A 6,969-nucleotide genomic window follows, 5' to 3' on the forward strand; every position below is an offset into this window, starting at 1 on the left:
GCCCTCTTACAGGAGGACCGAAGGGGGTGGTCCGGGTGAACTGGACACGGACGGCGGTCGCCGCGCCGGCCATGGTCGCGCTGTGGCTGGGCGCGGTCCCGGCCGCGACGGCCGACGACGGACCGGGCGGGGTGCAGCTGCTGCTCAACGGCGCCTTCGACAACCGCCCCGGCGAGCTGATCGACATCGATGTGCGGGGCGTGCGGGGCCCCGGCGAGGTCACCGTCTCCTCGCCCGTCTTCCCCCGCCCCGTGCGCCTGACCCCCTACGCCGAGGACGGCCCCGGTCATCACGGGCGGCCCGCGATCTCGATGAGCGTGGCGCCCGGTACGTACCCCCTCACCGTCCGGGCCGGCGGCCGGTGGGTGGCCGAGGACCGGGTGGAGGTCAAGGCCGCGCGGCGGCCGGAGTTCCGGGTGAGCGCGCCGGGCGAGGTGCTGCGGCCGGGGGAGCGGGTGGCCCTGTCGTTCGACGACCTCTACCCGGGGGAGCGGGGCGACGTCTTCACGGCGGCCTCGCCGGCCTTCGGCGCGAAGGTGCGGCTGACCCATGATCCGGCCGGCAGTCACTGGAACAACCCGCGGATGTTCACCGCGCTCGTCGCCCTGCCCATGGACGTCAAGGACGGCACGTACAAGGTCGAGCTCAGCGGCCCGGACGGGCGGCGGATCGACGAGAAGCCGCTCGAGGTGCGGGCGGCCCGGCACGGCGACCACGACTACGTGGGCAGGGTGCGCGGGCCGGCGTTCTTCACCGGCCCCGGCCGGCCCGACGACGCCCGCGTCCACGGCCACCGGGTCCGGGCCGGCGGCAGCGTCAACGTGCTGTGGAGGGACTCCTCACCCGATCCGGGGGAGGAGGAGCGGCTGATGGCGACCTCGCCCGCCTTCGAGCGGCCCGTGCCGCTCCGGCGCGACGACAGCAAGGCCGGGGACGGCGACGACCCCCGCTACTACGGCCCGGCCCGCGTCCGGGCGGGCCTGGAGCCCGGCCGCTACCCCGTCACCGTCATCAGCCACCACGGCCGGGTCAAGCGCACGGGCCACCTCGTCGTCACCAACCCGGCCGCCTCCGCGGCCGCCTCCGGCAGCGACGACGACGGCCCGGACCGCACCCTGCTGATCGCGGCCACGAGTGCCGGCCTCGCGGCGGCGTGCGCCGCGACGGGCGTCGGGCTGCTGCGGCGCCGGGCGAGGGCCGGGGCGTGAGCGCGGGCGCGTGAGGCGGCGCGGGCGCGCCGAGGGGTCCGTGCGGAGCCGACCGGCCCGGGACTTTTCGGGACCGCCCGGCCGGGGCACCCTGAGGTGCGGCGGGGGCCTCCGCCGGGCCCGGTCGCAGGACCCGGGGCAGGGGCCCCGGGAACCCGGGATTCGTCACCCCGGGAATTCGTCACCTCGTGAAAGGGGACGCGCATGGCGTCGGCAGCGGCCTCCTACGACCTGCGCTTCGACGCCGGGAGGCTGTGCCTCGACCTGGTCGCCACGGCCGAGCCGGTGGAGCGCCTCGACAGCCCCCGGCGATTACGGGTCTGGCTGCTCGGCGTGGGCCTGGTGCCGCCGGGCACCCCGCTGGAGGCCGTGGACGCGGCGTGGCTCGCGCGCTTCCAGGCGGCCCGCGGCCTGCTGCACCGCGTCGTGCACGCCGAGCTCGACGGCCGGGCCGCCGACCCCGACCTGGAGCGCGTCAACGCCCTCGCCGCCACCGCGCCGCCCGCGCCGGTCGTCGTACGGACCGCCGACGGCGACCTCGTACGCGCCGTCACCGGCACCCCCGACTGCGGCGCCCTGGTGGGGCAGATCGCCCGGGACGCCGTGCAGCTGCTCACCGACCCGGCGGAGCGGGACCGGCTGCGGCGGTGCGAGGGGGACGGCTGCTCGCTGGTCTACGTCGACACCTCGCGGGGGCGGCGCCGGCGCTGGTGCTCCAGCGAGGTGTGCGGCAACCGCGAGCGGGTGGCCCGCCACCGGGCGATGAAGCGGCGGTAGCGCTCCCGGAGCGAATTTCCCTCCCCGGCGGTGAACAGGGCGGCCCGCGCGTGCGTACTCATGGCCGAAAGGGGCTTCGGGCCCGCACCCGCACACCAAGGGGACGTCATGACGGCACACACGCGAAGGACCGCACGACTCGGCCTGTTCGCGGTCTGCGGGGCGGTGGCGCTCGCGCTCACCGCGACGGGCTGCGGCTCGGGCGACTCCTCCGGCGCGGGCGACAAGAACACGCCGGGCCCGCAGCAGGAACAGCGGCAGGAACAGCCGAAGGAGCAACCGCAGCAGCAGCCCGACGCCGCCGGCGCCGTCGGCCTGGCCACGGCCAAGGACGCCAAGCTGGGCACCGTCGTCACCGACGCCAAGGGCTTCACCCTCTACCGCTTCGACAAGGACAAGGCCAAGCCCTCCGCCTCCAACTGCAACGGCGACTGCGCCGCCGCCTGGCCGCCCGTGACCGCCGCCGACCAGGTCTCCCTCAAGGGCATCGACAAGAGCCTCGTGGCCACCGTCACCCGCGCCGACGGATCCAAGCAGCTGACGCTCGGCGGCTGGCCGCTCTACCGCTTCGCCAAGGACGCCAAGCCCGGCGAGACCAAGGGCCAGGGCGTCGGAGGCACCTGGTTCGCCGCCGGCCCGCAGGGCAAGAAGGCGGCCCCGTCCGGCGACTCCGGCTCCACCGGCGGCACGTCCGGCGGAACCGGCGGTTACGGCTACTGACGGCAGCGGTAACCCGCGCCCCGGGAATCTCCCCGGACCGCGCTCTCGACCCAGGGGGATGGCTTGCGCAAGGATGCCGCCGTGGCTGACAGGACGCGTCCCGACGAGGACCTGATGCGGTCGCTCTACGAGGAGCACGCGGGCCCTCTGCTGGCCTTCGTGCTGCGCCTGGTGGCGGGCGACCGCCAGCGTGCCGAGGACGTCGTCCAGGAGACGCTGCTGCGCGCCTGGCGCAACGCCGACCAGCTGCGCGGGGCCGCCGGCTCCGTACGGCCGTGGCTGGTGACCGTCGCCCGGCGGATCGTCATCGACAACCACCGCAGCCGGCAGTCCCGCCCCCGCGAGGTCGACCCCGGCCCCCTGGAACTGATGCCCGCGGCCGACGAGATCGACCGGGCGCTGCGCCTGATGACCATCTCCGACGCGCTGGGCGACCTGTCCGAAGCCCACCGAGAGGCCTTGATCGAGACGTACTTCAAAGGACGTACGGTGAGCGAGGCAGCACAGGCGCTGGGCGTACCGGCCGGGACCGTCCGGTCCCGCGTCTTCTACGCACTGCGCTCCCTGAAGCTCTCGCTCGAGGAACGAGGAGTGACGGCATGAACGGGCCGGCACCGGACCATGAGCACCCGCACCCGCACCGGGACGACGGGCACACCGCCGTCGGCCCCTACGCCCTGGGCGTCCTCGACGAGGCCGACGCCGCCCGCTTCGAGGAACACCTCGCCGACTGCCCCCGGTGCGCCGCCGAGCTCGACGAGCTGATGGGCCTCACCCCGCTCCTCGCCGAGCTCAAGGAGTCGACCCCCGACCCCGCCCTCCTCACCGCCCGGCCCGGCCCCGAGCTGCTGGACCGCGTGCTCGACGACGTCACCGCCACCCGCCGCGCGGGGCGCGTCCGCCGGCTGTGCCTGGTGGCCGCGGCCGTCGCGCTGATCGTCGCCGGGCCGTTCGCCGGTGCCGCGCTCACCGCACGTGACGTCCCCGACCACAGCGGTGCCAGCGCGGCCAAGCAGATGTACGAGGAGGGCGACAAGACCGGCGCCGTCGACCCCGTCACCAAGGTCGACGCGACCGTCTCGCTGCAGAACAAGCCCTGGGGCACCCATGTGGCGCTCAAGCTGGGCAACGTGAAGGGCCCCCTGGCCTGCGACCTGGTCGCCGTCGGCAGGAACGGCCAGGAGCAGACCGTCACCACCTGGGCCGTCCCCGCCTCCGGCTACGGCCTGGACAAGGGCGACGGCTCCCCGCCCAAGTGGGGCGCCGAGCCGCTCTACACCCACGGCGGCGCCGCGTTCGAACGCGGCGACATCGCCCGATTCGAGGTCCGCACCCTCGACGGAAAGCACCTCGCGACGGTCAAGATGTGATCCGTCAACAGGCAACAGTCGTGGCAAACCCCTCATGTCATGACAGGTGCGATCGGCCCCCTTGTTCGCGTACGGTTGACGGCTGCCCTACGCACAGCAGAAGGGGGCCTGGGTGGCCGCGCAGAACGCCACACACGCGCACGTGGCGACAGGACCGGCGATGGAACCCGACGGGGTCCGCGACCGTGAGATCGGTGCCGAACAGCACCATCTGGACCGGGTGTACCGGCGCCTGGAGGAGAAGATCCACGAGGCGGAGTTCCTCATGGACGACGCCGCCAAACGAGGCCAGGTCGGCACGCCGGGCGCGCTCGCCGAGCGGGACGCGCAGGTGTTCCGCGCGGGGGTGCACCTCAACCGGCTGAACAACGAGTTCGAGGACTTCCTCTTCGGCCGCATCGACCTCCTCCTCGGCAAGGACGGCAAGAAGGGCCCCGACGGCGCCTACACCTCCGTCGAGCCCGCCGACGACGCCGTGCGCGAGGACCGCGCCGAGATCGCCGAGACGCTGCACATCGGCCGCATCGGCGTCCTCGACGCCGACTACTCCCCGCTGGTCATCGACTGGCGGGCGCCCGCCGCCGCGCCCTTCTACCGCGCCACCCCGGTGGCGCCCGGCCGGGTCGTACGCCGCCGCGTCATCCGCTCCAAGGGCCGCAAGGTCCTCGGCGTCGAGGACGACCTGCTGCGCCCCGAGCTGACCACGACGCTGGACGGCAGCGCCCTGCCGGTGGTCGGCGACGGCGCGCTGATGGCAGCCCTCGGCCAGGCCCGCAGCCACACCATGCGCGACATCGTCTCCTCCATCCAGGCCGAGCAGGACATGGTCATCCGCGCCCCCGCCGCCTCCGTGACCGAGGTCGAGGGCGGCCCCGGCACCGGCAAGACCGCCGTGGCCCTGCACCGCGCCGCCTACCTCCTCTACCAGGACCGCCGGCGCTACGCGGGCGGCATCCTCGTCGTCTCCCCGACCCCGCTGCTGGTCGCCTACACCGAGGGCGTGCTGCCCTCGCTCGGCGAGGAGGGCCAGGTCGCCATCCGCGCGGTCGGCTCCCTCGTGGACGGCGCCGAGGCCGACACCTACGACGAGCCCGCCATCGCCCGCATAAAGGGCTCCTCCCGCATGCTCAAGGTGCTGCGCAAGGCGGTGCGCGGCGCCCTGGAGGTCCCCGCCGGCGGCACGGGCGCCCCCGAGCGGCTGCGCGTGGTCGCCTTCGGCGCCCGCGTGGAGCTGGGGGCCGACGAGCTCCGGCGCATCCGCGAGTCCGCCCTGGGCGGCACCGCACCGGTCAACCTGCTGCGCCCGCGCGCCCGGCGGCTGATCCTCGACGCCCTCTGGTCGAAGGCCGGCGGCCCCCGCCGCTACACCGACCCGGAGCTGGCCGCCGAGGCCCGCTCGGCGTTCGACGAGGACGTCACCACCGAGGACGTCTTCATCGACTTCCTCGAGGCCTGGTGGCCCGAGCTCACCCCGCGCCGGGTGCTGGCCTGCATGGCCGACGAGCGCCGCCTCTCGCGCTGGGCGCGCCGGGTGCTCAACCCCCGCGAAGTGCGTCAGCTGGCCCGGTCGCTCGGCCGGCTGGACGGGCAGGGCCACGGCCCGCTGTCCGTGCACGACGTGGCGCTGCTGGACGAGCTGGAGACGCTGCTGGGCGTGCCGCACCGGCCGCGGAAGCCGCGTGAGGCGGACCCGCTGGACCAGCTCACGGGGCTGGAGGAACTCATGCCCCAGCGCGGCGAGTCGCGCCGCGAGCGGGCCGAGCGGCTGGCCCTGGAGCGCCGGGACTACGCGCACGTCATCGTCGACGAGGCGCAGGACCTCACCCCGATGCAGTGGCGCATGGTCGGCCGCCGCGGCCGCCACGCCACCTGGACGATCGTCGGCGACGCCGCCCAGTCCTCCTGGTCCGACCCGGACGAGGCGGCCGTGGCCCGTGACGAGGCGCTGGGCACCCGTCCGCGCCGCCGCTTCCGGCTGACGGTGAACTACCGCAACCCCGCGGAGATCGCCGAGCTGGCGGCGAAGGTGCTGGCCCTGGCCATGCCGGGCATGGAGTCGCCCTCGGCCGTCCGGTCCACCGGCGTCGTGCCCCGCTTCAGCGTGGCGGGCGCCGATCTGGCCGCGTCCGTACGGGACGAGGCGCTGCACCTGCTGGGGGACGTGGAGGGCACGGTCGGCGTGGTCGTGCCGATGGGCCGGCGTGCCGAGGCGCGCGCGTGGCTGGCCGGGCTCGGCGACCGCGTGGTGGTGCTGGGCAGCCTGGAGGCGAAGGGCCTGGAGTACGACGCCACCGTCGTGGTCACGCCCGCCGAGATCGCCGACGAGTCGCCGGCGGGGCTGCGCGTGCTGTACGTGGCGCTGACCCGTGCCACGCAGCGGCTGACGGTGCTGTCGGGCGAGCGGGACGACCCGGACGAGCTGGGCGTGCCGGACCTGCTGCGCGACTGAGGGCGGCGGGCTGACGTCATGTGACCGGAATTGACGTGCCCTAAATGGAAGACGCCCTACCGGAATGACTTCCGGGAGGGGTTTGTTAGCCTGGTTACGGCACCGGCTCGATCCAAGCCCCCGGGCCCAACCTTAGTCGCTTCGAGCGACCACTTGCCGCGAGGCGAGCATGGCGGGTCGGTGTCACAGGCGTCCCGTACGGGCGTCCCTCTCCATCGGAGGGGGACGCCCGTCGGCATTTGTGGCCTTCTCGTATGTTGGAAGGACGCTTCCGGGATGCGGCGCTGGTTACCGCGTACTGGCCGGTAGGTGGGACGATCAATCATCGCGTCTTAATGAGCGCGGCAAACGAAACAGGGAAAGCAGAGGAAAGCGGCCATGGCAACGGCGCCTAGCGTCTCGTACTCGATGACGGTCCGACTCGAGGTCCCCGCGGGCGGGACCG

The 6,969-nt window shown here is 74.3% G+C and carries 6 protein-coding genes; all 6 read left to right on the forward strand.

Annotated features, from left to right (window positions below):
* Positions 1–35 precede the first annotated feature (35 nt).
* The 6 genes from IE295_RS32380 to IE295_RS32405 all read left to right on the forward strand — a co-directional run bounded on the left by IE295_RS32380 (position 36) and on the right by IE295_RS32405 (position 6,524).
* A complete protein-coding gene (locus IE295_RS32380; RefSeq protein ID WP_190067375.1) occupies positions 36–1,208 on the forward strand; it encodes a hypothetical protein in 1,173 nt (390 codons plus the stop codon).
* Between the two features lie 204 nt (positions 1,209–1,412).
* Positions 1,413–1,985 (forward strand): CGNR zinc finger domain-containing protein, encoded by a 573-nt coding sequence (locus IE295_RS32385; protein ID WP_190067376.1) that lies wholly within the window; start codon positions 1,413–1,415, stop codon positions 1,983–1,985.
* 108 nt (positions 1,986–2,093) lie between these two features.
* Positions 2,094–2,705 (forward strand): hypothetical protein, encoded by a 612-nt coding sequence (locus IE295_RS34350; RefSeq protein ID WP_190067377.1) that lies wholly within the window; start codon positions 2,094–2,096, stop codon positions 2,703–2,705.
* A 63-nt stretch (positions 2,706–2,768) separates the two neighbouring features.
* Positions 2,769–3,308 (forward strand): sigma-70 family RNA polymerase sigma factor, encoded by a 540-nt coding sequence (locus IE295_RS32395; protein ID WP_190067378.1) that lies wholly within the window; start codon positions 2,769–2,771, stop codon positions 3,306–3,308.
* Positions 3,305–4,075, forward strand: coding sequence for a zf-HC2 domain-containing protein (locus tag IE295_RS32400; RefSeq protein ID WP_190067379.1), 771 nt, complete (start codon positions 3,305–3,307; stop codon positions 4,073–4,075). Before IE295_RS32395 ends, IE295_RS32400 begins: the two co-directional genes overlap by 4 nt.
* A 160-nt stretch (positions 4,076–4,235) precedes the next feature.
* A complete protein-coding gene (locus tag IE295_RS32405; protein ID WP_190067380.1) occupies positions 4,236–6,524 on the forward strand; it encodes a HelD family protein in 2,289 nt (762 codons plus the stop codon).
* The last annotated feature ends 445 nt before the right edge of the window (positions 6,525–6,969 follow it).

The organism is Streptomyces griseocarneus, from assembly GCF_014655595.1.
Lineage (GTDB): Bacteria > Actinomycetota > Actinomycetes > Streptomycetales > Streptomycetaceae > Streptomyces > Streptomyces griseocarneus.